This is a genomic window from Planococcus sp. RAB007_Raresut, from assembly GCF_057369535.1.
In genome coordinates, this window is the sequence record NZ_JBXYIF010000162.1 from 1 (window position 1) to 260 (window position 260).

Below are 260 nucleotides of genomic sequence, written 5' to 3' on the forward strand. Positions count from 1 at the left end.
CATATAGCGTCAAATCATACAACGGACGTGCTCATGAAGAAGCAGCGAAGTATGGCATCGACATTCGTTCGGTAGAGTCGTGGTATGATGAGCCGAAGTTTATCAAATGGTGGGCGAATGCGATTAACGATACGTATGCGTCATTGCCTGTACCGGCTGAAAAGACATGTCTCATCGTTTCAGCGCATAGTCTTCCTGAGAAAATCTTGGCTGGTGGCGACCCGTATCCGGATCAGTTGAAAGAAACAGCTGATAAAATT

1 protein-coding gene is annotated in these 260 nt (G+C 46.2%); it reads left to right on the forward strand.

All coding sequences use genetic code 11. From position 1 onward, the window contains the following. On the forward strand, nt 1-260 hold a 260-nt coding region (locus AC2Q9J_RS18145), incomplete at both ends, for a ferrochelatase (RefSeq protein ID WP_499042106.1).